The organism is Nitrospiria bacterium, assembly GCA_036397255.1.
GTDB lineage: Bacteria > Nitrospirota > Nitrospiria > DASWJH01 > DASWJH01 > DASWJH01.
Genome location: DASWJH010000006.1, coordinates 1 through 19,274, shown reverse-complemented (window position 1 = coordinate 19,274; position 19,274 = coordinate 1). Strand labels below are relative to the sequence as shown.

Here is a 19,274-nt window from a genome sequence, read left to right as displayed (position 1 = left end):
TGCTATCATATGCTCGTGACATCCAAGGTCAAGAATAATAAAGAGCACAAACGACCTCATCTTAAGCTCCTTAAAGAGGCAATCAGGGGACTACAGGACGTTTCTGCCGGGAAGACCCTCTCGCTCAGAAAGTTAAAGGCCCGTTACTGCCGGTAGACAGATGGTCCACCGCCAGCTTTCTTTCGACCTGAACAGATTCTGGCTGTAACCTCTTGTACGGCCGACTGCTGTCACCATACTTCCCTTACCTCAGCAACACTTCTTGTATTTTTTTCTCCCGATGCCACCTGTACCTGGGCAAAAATCAGCCGGGCTTTAAATTGCTTGAACAGTCCAATTGGTTTAAAACGTTCAAGTCGTTAAAAAAAGTTCAAGTCGAATGAATCGTTAAACAGCGGATACGGTTTGAACAAATCAAACGGCTTCAACGATTTAAACTTTCCCAAGGACACTTCGGCGAAAATCAGCCAGGCATTAAACGTCTTAAACGAATAAAAATCCCCGCAGCAAGACTGCGGAGTATTCAGAGGAAAAGCTAAATCCTCAAATCCCCCTTTATCCCCCTTTTCTAAAGGGGGAACCTAAGCGGTCACCCCGTAGCGAGCTACGGGGAATAGCAAGTTTAAACCATTTAAACTTTTCGGCGTCCTATTTCACATACCGCGGACCGATTTTAAAAGATCGTTTCATTCGTTTATATCGTTTAATTCGTTGAATACGTATTGAACCATTTGTCGCTTAATAACTGAACCCTAACGCTCCGGGGAAGAACGACCCTCGAACGGTTTTTTTCAGGTGGAACATAGGGTATACTTGGGTCGTCGATGAGGGTTGTTTTTATTTATCATATTTCAATATGAAAATTCAACTTAATAATTTGCACCTACACAAAGTTTGAATATCCATGATTCGACCTATATTCACTTTCACTTTTTGTTTTTGCATTCTTTTAACTTTTTTACTCCCTGAGATTTCCCTGGCAAGGACCGATCCACAAATCATTGAAACGAATTCTTCTCATTTTTTCTTTCGGTTTCATCCTGCCGACCGGGTCACCATACGGAAAATAATGGAACAGTCCGAGACATTACTTAAAAAAATAACCCAGGACATTGGGTTCACCCCCGGAAATCCGATCGGGGTTATCATGGCCTCGTCCGAATCGGAATTTAACCAATTTCAACCTTCCAATCGTCCCCTCCCCTCCTGGGCGGTGGGTGTTGCCTACCCCTCAGGAAACGTGATGGTGATCCGGTCTCCCCGGCTCATTCAGGGGAATCTAAAAGATACGATCAAAACATTTACACACGAACTGTGTCATCTGGTCCTGGCCTCTGGATTTGAAGGACGACCGATTCCAAGGTGGCTCAATGAAGGTCTTGCCATGTACGAATCTTATGAATGGCGCCCATCACAAGATGTCTTAATGGCCCGAGCGGTTCTTTCCGGAACGCTCATCCCGCTGGAGGATCTGACCCAAGCATTTGGTGGAAATCATTTCGATGTTCAAAAGGCATATTTTCAAAGTTACAGCCTGGTTCATTATCTCCTCTCCACTTATGGACCCTCGCGTTTTCGTCATTTTGTTTTGCTCTTATCCAAAGGGAAATCTTTTGAACAGGCTCTTCAGAACGCCTTTGATATTACCCCTCAGGCTTTTGAGACAAAATGGAAACGTTATTTGGCTTTTCGGTTTAATTGGGTTCCCCTATTAACCAGTACGGGTGTCCTCTGGGGACTCATTACGGTCTCTCTCATAGGAATCTATTTTGTTCGAAAAAGAAAAAATAAAGAAATCCTTAAAGAATGGGCAGAACAAGAGGAAAGGGAAGACGAAAATGAAAAGAATCAACCCCGATGATGGGAAAAAGACCCAGGCGATGAAAAAACCAATTAGTAGGATATTAAAAACTCCCTTGCTGTCTTTCCCGAATGTTTAATCGAGAATCCCGTCCGTGTAAAATCAACAGGCTCTGGATTCCCGCTTGCGCTGGAATGACGGCCTTAATTTATTTAATAGTTCTCCGGGACATCACACCAAACCCCCTTTTTCAAAGAGGGAAAAGTAGGGAAGATAAGTGTTAAGGCTTGTTTTTCACAGTGGATCGGAGGTATTCCGTTATTTTTGGATACCTCAAAGAAAGCCCAAGGTGAGATTTTAATTTTTGGTTTAAAATTCTCCGATCGCTTAAACCCTTTGGAGGCTCCCCAGCATCGGAAACCGGTAGACCGAATAAATCGCTTAAGAATTGATAAAAATCTTTTCTGCGGATATTGGAATTATCCAACACATTAAACACCTCACGGACAACCCCTTTTAAAATAACCCGATGCACTGCTTCACACACGTCCCTTAAATGAATAAAATGCACATATTGGCTTGTCATCATCGCGGTTGTAATTCTCCCTTGGGACAGACGTTCCTTAAATTTTCCTTTTCCTTCCCCATACAACCCTGCACAGCGTAATATGACAAAAGGTAGCCCACTCTCCACCAAGGTCTTCTCCGTTTCAAAAAGGACCTCCTGCCTTGGGTTTTCCACATGGAGGGTTGAATCCTCCGTCCAAAGGACCTCCCCTTTTTGGGGATAAATTCCCGTTGAACCAATCATGATAATAGGGCCTATTTGAAAGCGTTGCTTTTTTATTCGAGCAACCAGGAAACGCATGTTCTCTAGGTATACTTCCTGATATCGTTTCTCATCATCAGCAGAGGGAGCAGGGCAAAAGACCAAACCCTCTGCCCACGTGAGATGGGCATCCAACTCAGGACTTTGTATAGGTTGGTAAAAAAGTGGGCATGGAGGATGATCTATAGGGGACCGTTTCATTCCCCGGAAGTCATAGTACTTTCCGTAGTATTTGACAAGGGCACGCCCCAAATCACCAAATCCAAGAATCAAAACTTTTTTCTTTCTAGAACCTATCTCAATATTCTCTCTTTGCATTATCGGGCCTTTTGTCGTCATTCCCGCGCAGGTGGGAATCCAGTATTTTCAGGCCTTTCCGGATGCCCGCTTTCGCGGGCATGACGGGTTCTTAACGAAAAACCAATTTTGAGATAGGTTCTAGTTGAAACACTCTCTATTGACATGATTCCTCTGGGGGTGTTAGGTTCCTTCAAAAGTCCAATGGAAAGATTTTAAATATGGCAAACATTCAAGACCCCAGGGTGGAATTAGTTCACCGTTTCTTTGAAGGAACTGGAAAAACCTATGACTTTATGGTAAATTTCGCCACCTTTGGGATTGATCGCCTCTGGAAACGAAGAATCCTTGACCTGATTCCTCCCAACCCGGAACGTGTATTAGATTTGGCTTGTGGAACCGGTATTTCTACAATTGTCATTGCCAAACGATTCCCCAATTGTCAGGTGGTAGGGGTAGAGCTTCGAGAAGAATACCTGGAAATTGCCAAAAGGAAAGTTCAAGAAAAAAACCTTCCTAACATCGAGTTGGTTTTATGCCGCGCGGAAGATTTTAAATCCAAGCGCTCCTTCGATTGTATTACATCCTCTTATCTGGCCAAATATGCCGATTTATTTTCTCTGACCCATTCCTCAAAGAATATGCTAAAAGAAAACGGAATTCTGATCATGCATGATTTTATCTATCCCCCAAAACCCTATCTGGTTTGGGTATGGCGTTTTTATTTTTGGCTGCTCCAAAAAATGGGCACTCCCCTTTTTCCGGCCTGGAAGGAAATTTACCAAGGTCTCCCGGAATTAATCGAGAAAACCCGGTGGATCCATGATTTAACTGAAGCCATGGTAAAAAACGAATTCCAAAACATCACCCTTGAATACCAAACCGCTTATGGCTCAGCGATTATTTCCGCCCGCAAATAGGAAACTTTTAAAACGGGTTATTCAAAAACCCTCCAACACAGCAATCCAACCCCGAGTAAAATGACCCCAATACTAATGCTTTTGAGAATGGCTTCCAGGTATTGAAGACCTCCTTTTTCCTCCAGGTGTTTATCTCCCCCGGATTGACGCTTCATTTCCTTATATGGACGTGAAGCCTTAATTTCAACCAGGCTTAAAAACATCATCGATAGTGCCACCAAAAGGACTCCTACCGAAATCTGGTTTGTTTGAATAATATAACCCGCCAACACCGGAAGGCCTCCCCATGAGACTGAAAACCAAAAATCAGTGTGAAACCGCCCTTTAAACCATTCTAAATTATAGGCCAAAAGGAAAAATCCCTCTGGAATAGCGATGGCCCATAGTAATGGGGAATAAAGAACCATGTAATACATTCCAATGATGTAGGCCATCATTATGGATGAAATAGCCAAAAACCATAACTGTCCATTTGAAAGAATGGTTCCCCACGGTTTGATTCCCCCTCTGCCTATTGCATCCAAAGCATGTGCCCCGATACCCAGTGCCAAAAAATAAATGACCAGAATGGCTAAAACACGGATCCAGTGAATCTCCTCCGCCATCATGGACCCGATCACTGTAAATGAAAGGACCATTCCGGTATAAGGTAAAAATAGAAGACCCATGAATACCCGAAACTTGGTAGGTCCAAATTGAGGAACATACCATTCTTTTATTCGGATATTCTCTAATCCCAAACTCAACTTTTCCCTCAAACACCCATAAACGACCCCATTATCATCGTAAGACCGGAGGTTTGGGGGGTTGGGTGTGTTTCTTTTTTGATTCTTTTTTATACCACTTTAACCAGGCCTTTTCCCGCCTGGTCAGCATGGCAGAATCGATCAGGCGTTCATCCAGAGGGGAAAAGGTCAACGGAACGATACAAAGCCATCCGGCCAGTTGGGGATCTTCCACCACAGTACAAAGGTTTTCAATTCGAACCCCCCCAAAACTGGGGATATAAATTCCCGGCTCTATGGAAAATATATGTCCCTTTTCCAAATTATATCCCCCATGTAAAGAAAGAGAGGGAGGCGCTTCATGAACATTAATTCCGACCCCATGCCCCGTACCATGATTATAGGTATATCCCGCCTCCCACAGAGGTCCCCGGACCAACGCGTCCACTGCTGCTCCGTTGGTCCCTTCCGGAAACCGGGCACTCATTCCGGCAATGGCCCCTTTTAAAACCAATGTAAACATCCGCCGCTGTTTTGAATTGGCTTTGACCCCCTTTGGTCCAGCCAAAAAAGTCCGTGTTAAATCCGTTGCATACCCCCCTTCATAATAGGCCCCGGTATCTAACAGCATGATCTCTCCGGGTTCAATGCTTTTTTTCCTATCCGGATTGGAATGATGGATCACCGCCCCATTTTTTCCAGCAGCACTGATCACTTTAAATGAAAGCGCCCAGGCTCCCGACTGCCTAAAGAGTTGATAAACCTTTTCCGCAAAATCAGCCTCTGTTACAGGAATTCCTTTCTCAATTTTTTTACATAACCAGGATTGAGCGCCCCAGACCACAGCATCGGCCCGTTCAAAGCTTTGAATCATGTGGGTCATTTCTTCTTTGGTTTTTTTAGCTTTCAGGGGAACCAAGGGAGAACTCATGGGAACCGGAATTAACCCTTCTTTTTCCAAGGCTGCACGGGTCCATTCCGTGGCACTTGAGGGGTCCAACCCCACTCTGGCGAAATGGCCGGTTGTTTTCAAACGCTCCACCCACCCTTCATCTTTAATAAAATGGATAGATGAGGAAGGGTTTTTTATGGGCCGGGCACCTCCGCCGGAAAGCGCAACTAAACATTCATTGGGTTTAACGATCGCCACTGATTTGAACGTGGATTGAAAAGGCATTTCATTCCCTCGAAGATTGGTGAGGTAGGCTATTTCATCCAATTTTTGGCAAATAAAGGCATCCACATTCTCAGACCTCATTGTTTGGCGAACCAGGGCCAGTTTTTCCTCAACGGAACGACCCGTTAAAGACGTCTCAATTCCCCACACTTCTCCCCGAATGGGATCCTTTTGACCCTTGACCTCTTCGACGATAGAGGGAACAACGGGAACACACCCAATTGAAATCCCTTCTAATTGCCGTTTTAAATCCTGAAAACCTCTGACACTATACCGGTCTGTCTCAACCCCAATCCGCCCATTTCCTTCCTTAAAATCCCGAAAAATAATTTCCATGAGGGAACCCTGGAGAGAGGTCCCCATGGGAACCTTGATGACGGTCCATAAAGAAGAATCGACTTCTTGATCCGCTTGAAGATAGTACCGGCCATCCACAAAAAGATAGGCATGGAGTTTTGTAACGAAAGCATCCCCTGTGCTTCCTGAAAAACCCGTTAGCCAAACCCGTGTACTTTCTTCAGTAGGAACGTATTCATTGAGATACCGATCGGTTCCTTTGACAATCAAACCGTCTAACCCTTTTTCATCCATTTTTGTTCGTACCCGTTCCAAATGGATCTTTTGGTTTACCATAAATACCTTTTGTTTGTTTTGACCAAGGGGTATTCAGAAATTGGATATATATATTCGATATTCCAAAAGATCTTTACCGGATACCCCCAATCTCCCTGACTAAAATATGATAACGGTTTCGGAGTCTATTTGTCCAGGGAATCTAAAGGAACCCATTGTAAGGTTACCCTGTAAAAAAAAGAAAGATTTGGGTATAATGGTTTTCGCCTCAAACAAAACAATTATTTGAACCAACCCAAAGAGGGGTTAGCACCTTTACCGTGAAAATTGTTCAACTTCTTCAAAAAAAAGAGCCAATCTTTTCTTTTGAGTTTTTCCCACCAAAAACCGATGAAGGAGAAAAAAAACTTTTTGAAACTTTGAAAAACCTTCAGGAACTGTCTCCATCATTTGTTTCGGTCACCTACGGGGCAGGGGGAAGTACTCGGGACAAAACAGTGGGTTGGGTATCGCGAATCAAAAATGACCTTGGGATCGAAGCCATGGCCCATCTCACCTGTGTGGGTTCCCCGCAAGAAGAGATATTTAGGATTCTAAAAACCCTCAAAGAAAACAAAATTGAAAATGTCCTTGCCCTTCGAGGGGATCCCCCAAAAGGGCAGGCCCACTTTCAAGCCCACCCTGATGGATTTTCCCACGCCAATCACCTGGCGGAATTTATTAAGGACCGATTTGATTTTTGTCTTGGGGGAGCTGCATTTCCGGAGGGACATCCAGAAAGCCCTTCAATGGAAACGGATATCTCTTTTTTAAAAACTAAAGTAAAATCCGGATTGGATTTCCTAATCACACAACTCTTTTTTGATAACCGTTATTATTTCGATTTGATTCAACGAGCCTCCAATGCAGGAATTGAAACCCCAATTATTCCGGGCGTCATGCCCATCACCAATGTTGCCCAGGTGGAGCGCTTCACCTCCATGTGCGGGGCAACCATACCTCCAGGTTTGAGGGAAAAACTTCATAAAGTAGAAACGAATCCAAGAGCTGTTTTGGATCTGGGAATCCAATATGCAACCGATCAATGCATGGAGCTCTTAAATCAAGGAGCTCCGGGAATTCATTTTTATACCTTAAACCGGTCTCCCGCCACCCGCGCCATTTTTGAGAATCTAAAAAGGAATTAACCTTTTCCGTTATTGAGAAGGTATCATTGAAAAATGATGATCACAAAACGATTCATAAAAAAGGGTTTGGTCTATTCCAAAAAACATCAAGAATGGATTTTTTTCAAAAGGATGGTAACAACTTGATCAGAAGAATAGAAATTGAATGGACTAGAAATTATTTCATCGAAGGAAAAAAATGAATGAGAAACAAAAGCTAAAAAAGACTCTAGGACTACTGGCTGATTTGGAAGAACTCCTTCCTGATTTTCTTGAGGTGACCTCTGATATTACTCCTTCAACCCCTGAAGGAGAAAAAGGCCTTCAACAAAAACGCAAGGAGGTCCGGTCCAAAATGAAAGACCTAATCAGTCGTTCCAAAGCCCTACAATGGTCAACTGATTGTATGCCGGCTGCGGAGGCAGGAAGAAAAGAGCGGCCCTAAGACTGTGATTTTCACCCAAAAACCGAGTGCCTTTTTCAAATCCCAATGGGGAGAAAAACCAGAACGCCGTTTTCAGAGGGTTTTAAAAAAGGGGGAAGAGGATAAAATACTGTTTTGTAGGCCATCAAAAGAAACAAAAGAGACTCAAAATAAAAACCCTATTCAAGCCCCTTTCCAGGTTTTCAACGTTTCAATTATTTATTGACGAATTTTTTCTTCTTCTTCCTGCTTTGTTTTGCATTCAATGCAAAGGGTTGTTACCGGTCGGGCTTTTAAACGCTTGATGCCAATTTCCTCTTCACAGCTTTCGCAGATTCCAAAGGTTCCATTTTTGATCCGGTCTATGGCTTCATCTATTTTTTTCAGAAGTTTTTGCTCGCGTTCACGGAGGCGAAGGGTAAAATTTTGATTAGCTTCCGCAGAAGCTTGATCCCCCAAATCCGGAAAGTTCTCCTTTTCCGCGTTGAGGCCTCCCCCGATAATCACTCCCGCTTCAGCTAAAAGCGAGTTCCGCTGCCGCTCCAAGTCTTGCCGGATGTTTTCGTATCTTTGACCCTTCTTTTCCTTATGTTCTTTTTTGGTTTTCCCACTCATTACGTTCCACTCCATGATTACTAAAGGAAAAATCCCAAATTGACTTGGCAATATAACAAAGTGTAGCCTCTTAGTCAACCTAAATGACAGGCCCTTCTACACCTTTTCGAAATTTCACGGCATTCGGCATTACACCTTGAATGGTTGAGAAGAACAGTTCTCCCCCCTAGAAAGAAAAATGGCATTATCTAAAATAGATAGAACATACCTAAATTTTCCCCCTTTTAACCTTCTTCGTTCCATTTTCAAGCTACTTTCTTCATCTCCCCACATGAGAACTGGTCCTGCTGTTGTTTCAAGTTGTTTCCCGGGTCCAAACTCCTGAATCGCCCCCTTGACAAAAACTTTCCAGGGAACCTGGTTAGAATAGGGAAGGGTATAGACCACCTCAATTTTGTATAGCTTTCCATCGTAAAAGGAACCTAAAAAAGTTTCAACATCTTTTGTGCCTTTGTTAATTGCAAAAACCCGATCACCCTTCAAAAGTGCAAATGAATCGGTCACTTCTTCATTGGAGAAACGCTCCCTAAAATCCTTGATACTCATTCCCAAAGAAATATCTGCAACCGATCTCAAAATAAGAGCTTTTGCATCTTGAGACTGCATAAAAAACAATAAAAATAAGAAGAAAAAAATAAAAGCTTTTTTCATTTTCTAACCCCTCCTCTATCACATTCTACCCGCTCGCAAGGCTCCATTCAAGGGGAAAATAAGGTCAAACCTTTTCCTTGATGAAGCCAGATCTATATGATATCATTTGGGAATTCTAATATTTTTCCCATAATGAAACCCACCCCCAAAAAGGCTAGGAATGACTCCCCTTCTAAGGAAAAAACTTAATAGAAAGGTGGAAGAGTTGCAATTCCGAGTCCAGGATTCAATGGCCCACGCCTTCGACCGTTTTCTACAGGAAAATATGGATGAATATTTCCGTTTTGAAGAAAGGCTCCAGGAATTTGAACAGTTATTTATTAAAATAATCAAAGAAATCGAATCAACCGATGATGCCTATGGGTTTAAAAAGTTACAGGAAAGAATTGCCTACCTAGAATTTACCTTTGAGGATTTGGATCATGAAATCACAGGTCGCCCAAGACGGCTAAGAAGGAAATTTAATTTTTTTGAGTTTTTCAGGCAATGGCAAAAGGAAACAGAGGGGGGGGTATACAAAAACGAAATAACCAATATCCAAGAAGCCTATGAAACCTTAGGGATATCCCGTGAAAGTAGCCTCAGAACAGTCACCCAGGTTTTCCGTCGCCTTATTAAGGAACTTCACCCCGACACCCGCGGGGGCGACCGGAGTAATGAACCCCAATTAAGAAAGCTGATCGCCGCTTACCAATTCATAAAGAATTCCCAAAAGGATCGTTAATAATCAAATAAAAAAAGGAGGATAAAAAGATGCCAGGTCATAATATCAGGGTTTCCAGAGGTTTTTTGGTTATTTGCGATGAATGCGTCTCATATCTCCAAAAAGAAAACTGGGTAACCAACGGCATTTCTCAAAGCGATGAGGTCCTTCACGAACTCTGCCCAAATTGTACAGATTATAACAGACCCTTAATCGATGACCTCCTGGGAAGTTCTGAATAAATAAATGATTGAAACATTGCTAAGGGTTCGGGGAATCTCCGTCCGTCTATTTCAATCCTCTAATGGAAAGCACCCCCTCTTATTGTTGCCTTCAGCGGGAGGACAAGCAAGAGATTTCAATGAAATCTTCCCTCTTTTAGCGGAAGGGACCCCTGTTACGTCACTTGATTATCCTGGATTTGGGGCTTCCGAAATAGATCCAGAAATTCAGAGGATTGAGGACCTGCCCCCGTTCATTAAATGTTTAATGGAGGTTTTGGATTCAGAGACTTTTTACCTACTTGGATATTCCATGGGAGGGTGGATTGCCCTGCAGTTGGCCCTTTCTTTTCCAAACCTGGTCCAAAAACTTATCCTAGTCGCAACTTCATCACATCCGTTCAAAGAACTCCCCATACAAAATATTGGAGGGTTGAAATACAAGGAAATTTTAGACCTATTATATTTTGACCCTGAGGTTAAAAGAAAAAAAGCGTACGCTAAATTAAACCGGAAAGAGAAAGAGGAAATTCACCGTTCTACCCAAGCCCTTAAAAGCTTACTTCAATTTAAGGATTCCCAACCGGACCTTACCCCCTTTTTAAATAAAATCCGTAACCCAACCTTAATTCTCGCCCCTGAATTTGACCCTTTGATACCTCGTGAATTTCAATTTGACCTCGGAAAAGCTATTCCGAAAAGTCATCTTGTTTATTTAAAGGATACAGGCCATGCTTTAATTCAGGAAAAACCAAAGGAAATCTCGGAAATAATCACAACTTTTCTATACAAAAATTAAAAAAAAAGGCAAACCTTTTCCGGTTTGCCTTTTTAAAAAGCAGCTTTTTAAATACCCAGGGCGTTTTAAGAATCCCCGTTATTTTTACCAAACTTGGCTCGAACCCACCATTCCAGTCCGATAACTGCAGCCACTACAATAAAAGGATATACAAATACATTGTTTGGAACCGGTGGTTCTAAAATGGTGTAATACCAGGTTGAAATGGACATTTTCAAACCATGATCACCATTATGCCCGTCCCAGGCAAAAAAGGTCGTGGGGATATACTTCCCGGTTTCAAATTGGACATCATTCTCCATATTATCCGTAGTCAAGGCTCGTTTCATGATAACACGCCATTGGCCATTTTTAAATTCAGCCGCTGGAACGTTGACATTTTTCGTTGGGCGCGCCTCTAAAGGTTCCAAGGCTCCCGTTCCGATGTATTCCGTGATGGAACCATCGGATTCCCATTTCCAAATGTCCGCGGAATTTGTGGAATCACCAAAAATAAACCTGGGTTTCACAGGCGGTGAAAGGCTTTGCCATTTTGCCGGAAATTGAATCGCAATACCGTCATTGAATACAGGCCAATTTCTAACCCCCTGCTTGGCCACCGGGTCTCCAGCCGGAGGAATCTCCCTCGGCACTTTCTTTTTAGCTTCCGGCTCCATTTCGCTTTTGTTTCGATCATTCCACTCGAACTTATAAGCAATTTCATTATCGGTATACAAAGATCGAACCCAAACGTCATCCACTAAACGAACAAAGTTCCGAGGTTTGTGAATAATTTGAGAACCGAACCCAACAAATGTTGCAGGGGCTCTTTGCCATTCGGGGTCATCAAAATCGCCGGGAATCTCCCCCTCCGTATAAACCGATTTCACCACAAAACTGATAACCGGCTTATCGGTTAAGGGATCCATTGCCATGGGAAGAGCCCCAGGAATTTTGTCTTTTCTTTCACAAAGGGAAATAACAAAATTTGCTACGTGCCATCGCTCTTCAATGGATAAGGTCTCACCAAAACTTGGCATGGGTGTTCCATTTAACCCAGTAGAAACCTCCCTAAACACATTTGCCGGGTTATAGGGATCCCTTCGATTGCCCCTAAAGTTCCAGCATTTGTGAAGATCAGCCGGTAAAATAGGGAACCCCCATTCATCTTTCTGGGTTGCATTTCCATCCCCCCGGCCTTCGGGCCCATGGCATTCCACGCATTTTCCCGATTTCAGAAAAACCTCTCTTCCGGCTTCAATACTTTCAGGGGAAGTTGGAACCTGTTTACCGTAATCGATTACATTATACTCTTCAAATTCAGTGTCTTGAAAATCACGGTCTGCCACAAGTTTCGTCATGACAAAACGAACCACCGCCCGTCTTTCTTTCTCCGAAAGAACCGAATCCCAGGAAGGCATTGCAGACCCAGGCAATCCATTGGTCACGGTTAAAAACAAATCCTGCTCGGTGGGTAATTCACCGGTGCCTGTATGACGGATCTTAAAGGTTCCTTGGGTAAAATCTCGAGGCCTTGGCCATAATCGATCCGCACCAGGCCCGTCTCCCGCGCCTTTAGGACCATGGCACCATACACATCTTAAAAAATAAACCTTTTCCCCTAATTCTAAATCCTCTTTCGAAGCTGGCGCTGGACGCCCTTTCCCTACCCCAGGAGCCGCAGGTTTTTCTTCCTGAGCAACGACCCAAGCTCCCCCCGTAAAAGTTAGAAGGGCGATTCCAAAAATTAATCCAACGAACCTTCTTTTCCAACTTAATGCTTTTATATAAGCCATTTCAACAACCCTCTCTCTAAATTATTCCCATGTCCGAGGATAATAACCGGTTTTCCAAAACTCAAACAAAATAACCTTCCACATTTCATCCGTTGTAAGATGCTGCTCCCATGGGGGCATCGCCGACGCCCAAGGGAAACCTTCCGTTGGCAACCCAGGACCTCCTTTGGAAACCCTCCACAGAACAAAAGTTTCCTGTAACTGGGCGATGGTCCCAGGATCCGTAAAGTTTGCCGGGATCGGGTTAAAAGCAAATGCAAACATTCCTCTCCCGTCTAAATTATCTCCATGGCAAAAATGGCAATTTTGAAAAAAGATCCCCCCCCCTTCTCGCACATACTGAAGATATTGAGATGCATCCTCCGCCCAGGGGTTCCCATTCTGATATTCAACCTGGACCTCTTCCGAATATTCCCCCTCATCATCTATTCGAAATGGGTTTCTGGCGGATTGAAGGGTAAATTTCGTTTTCTTTTTATCAACAAATGTATCCACTTTAATTGAAGCGGGAGGTGCGGGATGAACCGTTCGCAGTTCAATTGGCTCCTCAAACTTAGGATACATAAAATCAAAAGTTCCATAACCTAAAGCGGCAGGGAGAATAATAAAAGTGGCAAATCGGGCCGTTTTATAGGGACCAGCGTTGTCTTTTAAGGTTTTTAAGATGGGCCGTTTAAACTCCTCCCAAGAATTATCATCAGCGGATACAAGAAGGAAAAGCACAATGGTGATAAGGCCCATGTACGTGTAAATTAGCGCCATGGGGAGCGGAGGAAAAACCACGTACCTTAAAATGAACAGGGCACCAAACCAAATTAAAATGGATTGCCCAAACATGCTAATTCCCTTCCCCGCCTTCTTAAGGAAGTAATTAATAACCACATACAAAATTGCAGCGGCAGTCAATGTAAAAAGCAATTGCATGGGCATTATTCCAGCCACCCAAAAATCCTTAAATATAATCACTTCAATGACCTCCTTAAAAAATTTTCAAAAAATTCAATTAAATTTAATTCTAAAATTTACCCTTGGTCAGGTGAAACCGAGGCTAACTTTTCATCTTTTATTTGATTAATTAGCCCGGTTTTAGCTGGAAAAAGAGTTCCCTCTTTTTCCATTGGAGACCGGTCCAGGCCTTCTTTTTTGGCGGTCTCAACATCCAAAGACAGCAAGAAATCCGCCATTTTACTGACTCCGGCATAGGTAAACTTTTCAGCAAAATTGGGAGGCATCATGCTTTTACCTCCTGGAGCGGGAAACCCGGAAACAATGAAAGCACTTGGGTCCATGATAGATTCAATGACGTAATCCTTCGGGGTTGTAGCTCCGGCTTTCCCTGCTTTTACCGCTTCCCGATATTCAGGAGATTTAATTCTTCTTGCGGCATTGGTTCCTTCCGTCAATAAGGGTCCAATAACGCCCGCTTTGGCAAAATCAATCGTTGGAATTCTATGGCATGCTGCGCACCCCATTTTTTGCACGATGGTGGCAGGCTCATCCTCTTTAAGGACCAATGTTTTTGGATCAATCCCTGTTACCGCTCCTTCCGCTGGAGGGGCTTCGGTTATTCTTTCCTCTTCCGGAATGAATTTTTCATAAGCAGCTTGGATTTCCTCAATCGGAGGGACATCTTCACCCTCCCTATGGAACATCCAAACATCAACTGCCACTAATTCCGGAATACTCAACCCTATAGGGGCTTTGTGGACCTTCGGCATCGGGCTGCTTGTATCACCAGTTCCTTTGTCTCCGAACCCCGAAACAACATAGCATGATGGGCAGGTATGGGACTCTGCAATGTACTCCACCGCCTTAGTGGCTCTCCCGCTTCCTTGGAAAGACTCATCTTGTTTGGTTTTAAAATTTGAATATCTTTCCTCTTTAACACGCTCTCCAGCCCTAGGGCCAATTCCGATCAGGTTTGGGGCTCTATCCCCAATATCTCCCGCTTTGAAGGTATGGCACAATGGGCATTGGCCTTTACCCACGCCCCTTTCAGCCAATCCCCCAACCTTACCAAAAATGGTTTTTTCTCCCAATGCGGAAAGATCCTCAATGGACATCGTTGTGACATCTCCTACCTTTTCTTGTTCAATTGGCGGAACCTCACCCCTGGTTTGCGGGAGCCAATTTGAATAGGATGCAAACCCACCGGTCATTAAAATAAAAAAACCGATGCTCGTTAGGATTGTCCTGTTCCTAGGGAAAAGGTATCCCAAAAACATCAAAAACAAAGAAATAAAGAGAATTGATAATGCGGTCATATATTGTGTCACGTCTTAGTCTCCCGCTTTCTTAAGGCCAGAATAAACCTATTCTCAGTAAAATGGTTCTGGCAATGTTATGGTTTCTATTAGCTTTTTAAAATTATTTATTTTTCTCCCCCTGCAATTGCAGGCTTCCCAATTGGTTTTTCTTTCTCCAATTCAGCCATTACGGGGATCTCTTTGTGGATAGACAGCTCTCCCAGCCAAAAAACAAATAGGGTAAAGAACCAAAAAATCATCACGTTAAACGACATGACATTTGCCGCAAATCCGATGGTATGGGTAAAAGCCCATGGAGAAGCGTCACGAAAAACTTCCATCGAATGCCAGAATAAACGAACTGACGATCGGATGTATCCCATTAATGCCATTAACCAGGTAAAGGAAACCGCCAAAGCGAACAGCGCGTATTGGGATCTTACTGAAATTTGACCCCATAAAACAGGCCCTGTTGATTTAGCGCCTTTCAACATGGCGATATTCAATCCAGTCCCAACGAACAAGCAGGTGAGAGTCCCCATGACCTGTGGAACCGATAGGCCCACCCTCACATTTGCGGGTATGTAATAGCCATATATAGCCAGCCACCAATTGTTTACCAAGGCAACACCAAACAACGTTATAATCAGGGAGTTACCCAGCTTTTCCCAACTCACCGTAATAATTTTATTAGCCCTTTGATATATAATGAATACAATAATGGTAATCATAATCATCGTATTCACTGCCCCGTTTTTAGCCGACATCACACCATAATTTCCGATGACAGGGTGCTGCTGCCCCCCAATGGCTTTTAGTTCCTGAGCTTTCATGACGAGGGTGTGGGGTGTCAGCCAAACCAGAAAGGCTGCGGTCATTCCAAACAAAGCATACTTAATGACTTTCTGGTACCGCTCGGCTCCTTTCATTCGCTGCATCCCGTTGAATAAATAGTAGATCGTGGTATAGAAAAGAGCGCCGATTAAGACAGCCTGTATAATAAAGAGCCATGCAAGAAGCCCTCCCATCAATGTAATCCCCATTTGCTGCCTGTAAGAATAAACTTCGCGCATCAACCAATATCCGGCGAAAGGGAGAGGGATCAATGAGGCCACTGCGAGAAACATGGCAATGTAACCCATCCAGTCGTAGTAGGCCCTTTCTTCACGGGTATTGCTTGAAAGGAATTTATAAGCCGCGTAGGCTGCAACGATTCCACCACCAAAAACCATGTTTCCTATAATCCGATGAACGTTTAAAGGGTTCCATAACGCATTGTGCAATACAGCCCAAATATTCCCTAAAAACTGCCCTTTTTCGTCAACACCGGATGGGGACATCATAAAGCTGGCCCACGAATTGGCCAACATCATGAGAGTTGACCCAAAAATGTTGAGCAAAATCCCCATGGTCGCGTGCATCCATTTTGCGAATCCCTCGCTCATTCTGTCCCAACCATAATAATAGATATAAAGCGTTCCGCTTTCTGCTAGGAACAGGAGGGCATAAACATGCATAAAGCTTTTAAAGAGAGAGGTGATGTATTTAAAAAAATCCGGGTAAAGCGTTACGAAGGCAAAAATGAGAAGCCCCCCAAGAATGGCGGTTACGGAATAAGCGGTTAAACTGATCCTGATCATTTCATGAGCAAGATTGTCGTATTGCTTACTCAATTTAGGATCTTTGATCATCATTCCAACGAATTCGATGATCATTACAAAAATAGGAACCGCCAGGACAAAACTTCCAAAATAGAGATGCTGCTGGGCAATAACCCAAATGGCGACGCGACTTTCATCTAGCGGAGCGGGAAGGCCTGTAGAGCGATAATCTTCTGGGGAGAGGGTTGGGGCGGGCGGACCTGAAATAGGCCCTTCAATCTTAAAATACACATCTTTCCCCATCTTCACTTCAGGGGCCGCTGCTTCCTTCGCTTCTTGCGCATTTGCCACATAGACTGGCAAGGCAAGAGGAAGGACGAGGGAGAGAAGCATAGCCCCTAAAATAATTCGGGACCATAATGCTTTATTTCTTTGAATTACTTTCATGGCTTTACTCCTTTAATTAGTCTGTGCTATTTGCAGTTTTTTTCTGCATAAAATTTTTATTAAAAATGACTCCCTAAACCCCTATTTTCTCCACATCTGGACCAAACTCTGTGTAGCATTTTACGCGAATATAAGTCAAGGAGAAAATCCCTCTTTATACCCAATCTTTCTTGATTTTTCTTGACTTACACCACTCCCTTCAGGGGATCAACTTCCACAAAATTTAAAGTTGGACACTTGAGAAAAATTTAAAATACTCAAGACCCTGAGTTTTCATTAATAACCAATCAATAAAAGTAAAATAACTTAACCAAACGGCCAGTCCTATAACGGTTCCAACAATGTAGTTATTCATGTTTTCTCACCTTTTTATTTTTCACTTTTGGGAATGCCCCAAATTCCTTTTCGATTAATGATAAAGGGCTCCAAACCAATAGAACCAATAGATGCCTAAAACGGCTGTTAACGTATAAATGATTGGGCCCGCGTTTTTCTTTAAGAAATCCATAACTTAATCTCCCGTACCTTGGTTACCCTTTTTCATCTAATTCTTAATCGAAAAAAGGGTGATAAAAATGGATCGATTTTAATTCAGAAAATCCATGTTGTCAAGAGAAATTAATTTTCTTTTTCCCTTAAAATTCTCCTTTTATTTTTCTCTTTTCCGCTCCGCTTTTAGGTTAACGGAAACATAAAAATAATACGTTGTTACCAAAATCAAAACGGCAATGGGGTGCTTTCAATTTTTAGATTTTGCACAACGAAAACCTATGGTCACATCTCGATAGGTCGGGCTCGTTTTAAAACGAATGGTAGTCTTTGCTCTCAAAATTGAATCATGCCAGGAAGCACCTCGGATGCCCCGCATGTCCCCTTCGGCGGGTCCTTTTGGGTTTAATTCCGGCATTAAGCGATAATAATCTTCTCTAAACCAACTGGACACCCACTCCATTGCATTTCCAGCCATATCATAAGCACCAAAGGGGCTCCGGTCTTCTCGAATGCTCCCCACGGGAGATGAATATTCAAATCCGTCTATCTCCCCCACCAGATTGGCAAATTTTGGATTTTCCTCATTTCCCCATGGCCACTCCCTCTGGTCCATTCCCTTTGCCGCCTTTTCCCACTCTGCCTCTGTTGGAAGACGCTTATCCTTCCAAGCGCAATAGGAAATGGAATCATCCCATGAAACCCCCACCACCGGACTGTAAGGATTCAATAAAACGGGAATTCCTTTAGGATCAACAGCCAGGTAGCCCGCTAATCGGGGTTTTCTCGGATATTGAGTAGCAGCGATAAATGAATAAAACTGAGTAAAGGTTGCTTCGTACTTGTCGATATAAAAAGCATCTAAATAAACTTCTCGGGCAGGCTGCTCCATAGCGGAACCCTTATCGGATCCCATGGTAAATTTCCCGGCGGAAACCAAAACCATGGTCTCAAATTCAGGGTCTATCTTGGCATTTTCCACTCGTTTTTCGGCTTCCCGGGTTTTCTCTTCAATTTCCTTTCGTTGAGCGGCAATGGATTTAAATTCTTTTGATTCTTCTTGACCTGCGTTTTTTGAAAACTGTTCTGCGGGAGGCTCTGATTGATATATTCCGATATACAAAATTCCCACAATAGCAAAGACCAGAACCAGGTAAATAACCTTAAAAAGATTACTCATTTCTTTTAAACCAACCCCTTAATGGACCGTAAACGAAAAAGAAATTTTAAATTAAAATGTTTTCTGACTTTTTGGGACACGCCAGGAAAGACCTGATGAATTGAGGATGCCCCGCTAGGGTGCAAGAAGAAAGGATAATTAGAAGCCTATCATTAAACCAGAAAATTTTCGCGGGTGTTAACGTAACTAATGGAAAAAGAACCGGGTTATTTTTCCCCTCTTTTTTAGAGGAACAACACTATTCTCTTTCTCGGGTCATGGCAACATTGGTTTCAGGAATTTGCACACCCATTGTTTCTTCATGCTCATTTAAGGATTTGACTCTCGCTTCTTGTTCTCGCCTCGCCCAGGATCTTTCGAAGAACTGCCCCACAAACATACCGCACACAAAAACCGCCCCTGTATATATCAATACATACAGAACGTAAAATAGGTGCTTCATACTAAATCACCCCCCAATGAAAATGAAACCATGGTTTGCCCATTAAAAAAACGGGCCTTCGTGTAATCGAGTGGGTAAAAATTGTTAAAAAGTGTTTAAGGTCCATACAGGGCAAGGGTCAAGTCAAAGTCATTCTGTGGTTGAAGCCTTTGAAGTATTAGAGGTTCCTGCAAAATCCAGTTCGTAATTCCCG

The 19,274-nt window shown here is 43.1% G+C and carries 19 protein-coding genes; 8 read left to right on the top strand and 11 right to left on the bottom strand.

Translation table 11 applies throughout. The features are described from left to right. Window positions 1-1,069: 1,069 nt before the first annotated feature. Window positions 1,070-1,861 carry a peptidase MA family metallohydrolase gene (locus VGB26_00925; protein HEX9756343.1) on the top strand — a complete coding sequence of 264 codons (792 nt, stop codon included), beginning with the start codon at window positions 1,070-1,072 and terminating at the stop codon, window positions 1,859-1,861. A 220-nt stretch (window positions 1,862-2,081) separates the two neighbouring features. On the opposite strand, the gene VGB26_00920 is transcribed toward VGB26_00925, so the two are convergent. After that, the gene (locus tag VGB26_00920) at window positions 2,082-2,948 is read right to left on the bottom strand and encodes an NAD-dependent epimerase/dehydratase family protein (GenBank protein HEX9756342.1); all 867 of its coding nucleotides are present in this window, start codon (window positions 2,946-2,948) and stop codon (window positions 2,082-2,084) included. A 200-nt stretch (window positions 2,949-3,148) separates the two neighbouring features. On the opposite strand from VGB26_00920, the gene VGB26_00915 reads away from it, so the two are divergent. Next, window positions 3,149-3,847 carry a class I SAM-dependent methyltransferase gene (locus tag VGB26_00915; protein HEX9756341.1) on the top strand — a complete coding sequence of 233 codons (699 nt, stop codon included), beginning with the start codon at window positions 3,149-3,151 and terminating at the stop codon, window positions 3,845-3,847. A gap of 17 nt (window positions 3,848-3,864) precedes the next feature. On the opposite strand, the gene VGB26_00910 is transcribed toward VGB26_00915, so the two are convergent. Beyond that, a complete protein-coding gene (locus VGB26_00910) occupies window positions 3,865-4,593 on the bottom strand; it encodes a hypothetical protein (GenBank protein HEX9756340.1) in 729 nt (242 codons plus the stop codon). A gap of 34 nt (window positions 4,594-4,627) precedes the next feature. Beyond that, on the bottom strand, window positions 4,628-6,382 hold the full coding sequence (locus VGB26_00905; GenBank protein ID HEX9756339.1) for a M24 family metallopeptidase: 1,755 nt from the start codon (window positions 6,380-6,382) through the stop codon (window positions 4,628-4,630). A gap of 260 nt (window positions 6,383-6,642) precedes the next feature. Here VGB26_00905 and metF point away from each other — a divergent pair, with 260 nt between their 5' ends. Genes metF through VGB26_00890 form a run of 3 tightly spaced genes read left to right on the top strand, consistent with a single transcriptional unit; the run spans window position 6,643 to window position 7,933 of the window. Beyond that, a complete protein-coding gene (gene metF / locus VGB26_00900) occupies window positions 6,643-7,509 on the top strand; it encodes a methylenetetrahydrofolate reductase [NAD(P)H] (protein ID HEX9756338.1) in 867 nt (288 codons plus the stop codon). 26 nt (window positions 7,510-7,535) lie between these two features. After that, window positions 7,536-7,691, top strand: a complete 156-nt coding sequence (locus VGB26_00895) for a hypothetical protein (protein ID HEX9756337.1) — start codon at window positions 7,536-7,538, stop codon at window positions 7,689-7,691. Beyond that, entirely contained in the window at window positions 7,688-7,933 is a 246-nt protein-coding gene (locus VGB26_00890) for a hypothetical protein (GenBank protein HEX9756336.1), read from the top strand. The genes VGB26_00895 and VGB26_00890 overlap by 4 nt, the downstream gene beginning before the upstream one ends. Window positions 7,934-8,131: 198 nt before the next feature. On the opposite strand, the gene dksA is transcribed toward VGB26_00890, so the two are convergent. Together dksA and VGB26_00880 are read right to left on the bottom strand one after the other, a co-directional pair. After that, entirely contained in the window at window positions 8,132-8,527 is a 396-nt protein-coding gene (gene dksA, locus VGB26_00885; GenBank protein ID HEX9756335.1) for an RNA polymerase-binding protein DksA, read from the bottom strand. A 129-nt stretch (window positions 8,528-8,656) separates the two neighbouring features. After that, window positions 8,657-9,178: a hypothetical protein gene (locus VGB26_00880; GenBank protein ID HEX9756334.1), complete on the bottom strand. Its 522-nt coding sequence runs from the start codon at window positions 9,176-9,178 to the stop codon at window positions 8,657-8,659. Window positions 9,179-9,338: 160 nt separating this feature from the next. Between VGB26_00880 and VGB26_00875 the strand changes: the two genes are divergently transcribed. From VGB26_00875 to VGB26_00865, 3 genes are read left to right on the top strand one after another with little or no spacing between them, the layout of a single operon-like run. Next, complete coding sequence (locus VGB26_00875; GenBank protein ID HEX9756333.1) at window positions 9,339-9,902, top strand: J domain-containing protein; 564 nt, start codon at window positions 9,339-9,341, stop codon at window positions 9,900-9,902. Window positions 9,903-9,931: 29 nt separating this feature from the next. Further along, on the top strand, window positions 9,932-10,123 hold the full coding sequence (locus VGB26_00870) for a hypothetical protein (protein ID HEX9756332.1): 192 nt from the start codon (window positions 9,932-9,934) through the stop codon (window positions 10,121-10,123). 4 nt (window positions 10,124-10,127) lie between these two features. After that, window positions 10,128-10,901: an alpha/beta hydrolase gene (locus VGB26_00865; protein HEX9756331.1), complete on the top strand. Its 774-nt coding sequence runs from the start codon at window positions 10,128-10,130 to the stop codon at window positions 10,899-10,901. 65 nt (window positions 10,902-10,966) lie between these two features. Here VGB26_00865 and VGB26_00860 read toward each other — a convergent pair whose 3' ends face one another. The 6 genes from VGB26_00860 to VGB26_00835 form a co-directional block, all read right to left on the bottom strand. Beyond that, on the bottom strand, window positions 10,967-12,676 hold the full coding sequence (locus VGB26_00860; GenBank protein ID HEX9756330.1) for a c-type cytochrome: 1,710 nt from the start codon (window positions 12,674-12,676) through the stop codon (window positions 10,967-10,969). A 21-nt stretch (window positions 12,677-12,697) separates the two neighbouring features. Continuing rightward, on the bottom strand, window positions 12,698-13,642 hold the full coding sequence (locus tag VGB26_00855; GenBank protein ID HEX9756329.1) for a c-type cytochrome: 945 nt from the start codon (window positions 13,640-13,642) through the stop codon (window positions 12,698-12,700). A gap of 56 nt (window positions 13,643-13,698) precedes the next feature. Further along, a complete protein-coding gene (locus tag VGB26_00850) occupies window positions 13,699-14,739 on the bottom strand; it encodes a hypothetical protein (GenBank protein ID HEX9756328.1) in 1,041 nt (346 codons plus the stop codon). Window positions 14,740-15,047: 308 nt separating this feature from the next. Next, the gene (locus tag VGB26_00845; GenBank protein HEX9756327.1) at window positions 15,048-16,970 is read right to left on the bottom strand and encodes a cytochrome ubiquinol oxidase subunit I; all 1,923 of its coding nucleotides are present in this window, start codon (window positions 16,968-16,970) and stop codon (window positions 15,048-15,050) included. A 739-nt stretch (window positions 16,971-17,709) separates the two neighbouring features. Then, window positions 17,710-18,639, bottom strand: a complete 930-nt coding sequence (locus tag VGB26_00840) for a formylglycine-generating enzyme family protein (GenBank protein HEX9756326.1) — start codon at window positions 18,637-18,639, stop codon at window positions 17,710-17,712. Between the two features lie 238 nt (window positions 18,640-18,877). Continuing rightward, a complete protein-coding gene (locus tag VGB26_00835) occupies window positions 18,878-19,081 on the bottom strand; it encodes a hypothetical protein (GenBank protein HEX9756325.1) in 204 nt (67 codons plus the stop codon). Window positions 19,082-19,274: the final 193 nt, after the last annotated feature.

Coding starts and splice junctions, on each gene's coding strand:
- VGB26_00915 (HEX9756341.1), top strand. CDS start 3,149: ATGGCAAACATTCAAGACCCCAGGGTGGAATTAGTTCACCGTTTCTTT.
- VGB26_00845 (HEX9756327.1), bottom strand. CDS start 16,970: ATGAAAGTAATTCAAAGAAATAAAGCATTATGGTCCCGAATTATTTTA.
- VGB26_00920 (HEX9756342.1), bottom strand. CDS start 2,948: ATGCAAAGAGAGAATATTGAGATAGGTTCTAGAAAGAAAAAAGTTTTG.
- VGB26_00925 (HEX9756343.1), top strand. CDS start 1,070: ATGGAACAGTCCGAGACATTACTTAAAAAAATAACCCAGGACATTGGG.
- VGB26_00890 (HEX9756336.1), top strand. CDS start 7,688: ATGAATGAGAAACAAAAGCTAAAAAAGACTCTAGGACTACTGGCTGAT.
- VGB26_00905 (HEX9756339.1), bottom strand. CDS start 6,382: ATGGTAAACCAAAAGATCCATTTGGAACGGGTACGAACAAAAATGGAT.
- VGB26_00880 (HEX9756334.1), bottom strand. CDS start 9,178: ATGAAAAAAGCTTTTATTTTTTTCTTCTTATTTTTATTGTTTTTTATG.
- VGB26_00870 (HEX9756332.1), top strand. CDS start 9,932: ATGCCAGGTCATAATATCAGGGTTTCCAGAGGTTTTTTGGTTATTTGC.
- VGB26_00875 (HEX9756333.1), top strand. CDS start 9,339: ATGACTCCCCTTCTAAGGAAAAAACTTAATAGAAAGGTGGAAGAGTTG.
- VGB26_00860 (HEX9756330.1), bottom strand. CDS start 12,676: ATGGCTTATATAAAAGCATTAAGTTGGAAAAGAAGGTTCGTTGGATTA.
- dksA (HEX9756335.1), bottom strand. CDS start 8,527: ATGAGTGGGAAAACCAAAAAAGAACATAAGGAAAAGAAGGGTCAAAGA.
- VGB26_00865 (HEX9756331.1), top strand. CDS start 10,128: ATGATTGAAACATTGCTAAGGGTTCGGGGAATCTCCGTCCGTCTATTT.
- VGB26_00840 (HEX9756326.1), bottom strand. CDS start 18,639: ATGAGTAATCTTTTTAAGGTTATTTACCTGGTTCTGGTCTTTGCTATT.
- VGB26_00835 (HEX9756325.1), bottom strand. CDS start 19,081: ATGAAGCACCTATTTTACGTTCTGTATGTATTGATATATACAGGGGCG.
- VGB26_00850 (HEX9756328.1), bottom strand. CDS start 14,739: ATGTCCATTGAGGATCTTTCCGCATTGGGAGAAAAAACCATTTTTGGT.